Consider the following 1,480-nt stretch of genomic DNA (forward strand, 5'->3'; position numbering starts at 1 on the left):
CGTCGCGTGTGAGCTTTTCGGAATCAGTGAAAACAACGTTCGGGTCACGCTGGCGCGCCTCACGATCGAAGCCTTACTTGAAGGTGCGGGACGCGGCAGTTATCAGTTGGGACCGCAAGCCAAGGACATCTCGGCGCAGCTGTTTGGGTGGCGTAGCGTGGAGCAGCATCTGCGCCCATGGGACGGTAGTTATCTGATGGTTGCGTGCAACGCCTTGGGGCGCAGTGACCGCAACGTCTTGCGCCAGCGTGAACGTGCGCTGCACATGCTGGGCTTCGCGGAACTGGACAAGGATCTGTACGTGCGCCCGAACAATGTCGAGCCGGATGTCGAATCCTTGCGGCAACGTTTGATCGAGCTCGGCCTGGAGCCGGCCGCTCTGGTTTTCCAGGCCACGGGCTTCGAAGACGCGCAAGCACAGCGAATACAAAGCCTGTGGAATGGCGAGTTGCTTAACGACAGCTATCGCCGCCACTGCGAGCAACTGGACAGCTGGACCCTGCGCGCCGGGCAACTGAAATTGGAGGCAGCCGCACGCGAATCTTTCACCCTCGGCCGCGATGCCATTCGCCAGATCGTTTTCGATCCCCTGCTGCCACACCCCTTGGTCGATGTGGCGCTGCGCACCGAATTCCTTGCCTGTACCCAACGTTTTGTGGACCACGGTCACCAGATCTGGCGGACCTTTTTCCAACAGCCCTCAAGCCCCAACTGACTCATCACCCAGGCCGGCTACAGGCCTTTGATGTCGAGGATAGACATGCATAACAAAACTAAAATCAGCGATATTCTCAGCCGCGACGAAATCAAATCCTTCAGCGAACGCTCGGATTTGTGGGGCGCCTGGGCGGTGGGATCTACCTGGGGGGTGCTGGCCTTGACCTTTTTCGGTCTGGCTTTGGCTCGCGACTTTTTGCCCTGGTGGGGATTCAGTCTCGCCCTGATCCTGGGTGTCGTGATTATTGCCGGACGCCAGTTGTGCTTCGGGATTTTGCAGCACGACGCCGCCCACGGCACGTTGTTCAAGAGCAAATGGTGCAATGACGTGCTGGTGGATTGGTTGTGCGCCAGACCGATCTGGAATGAGCTGCGCAAGTACCGTCCCTATCATCTGACCCATCACGCAAAAACCTCCACTCTCGACGATCCCGATCTGTGTCTGGTGGCGGGGTTGCCTACGACTCGTCGCTCGTTGATGCGCAAGTGCCTGCGTGATCTTTCAGGCGTGACCGGCCTCAAGTTCCTGGCGGGACGCTTGCTGATGGATGCGGGCATACTGCAATGGTCGCTGACCAGCGATATTCGGCGCCTGCCGCAGGAGGGTCGCCGCTGGTGGGACTACCCGCGGACCTTCTTCAGAAACGCCAGCGGCATGCTCCTCACCAACGCCCTGCTCTTTGCCGTGTTGTGGATCAGTGGAAATGCCTGGCTATACGGCGTTTGGGTGCTGGCCTATATCACTCCGTTCCCGCTGTTCATC

At 59.1% G+C, this 1,480-nt stretch carries 2 protein-coding genes; both read left to right on the forward strand.

Annotated features, from left to right (window positions below):
* Positions 1-715: PaaX family transcriptional regulator C-terminal domain-containing protein (locus tag AC1DRJ_RS27410; protein WP_477804908.1), on the forward strand; the 715-nt coding region annotated here is incomplete at its 5' end.
* 45 nt (positions 716-760) lie between these two features.
* The coding region (locus AC1DRJ_RS27415; RefSeq protein ID WP_477804909.1) for a fatty acid desaturase at positions 761-1,480 on the forward strand (720 nt) is incomplete at its 3' end.

This window comes from Pseudomonas sp. P5_B2 (genome assembly GCF_056400445.1).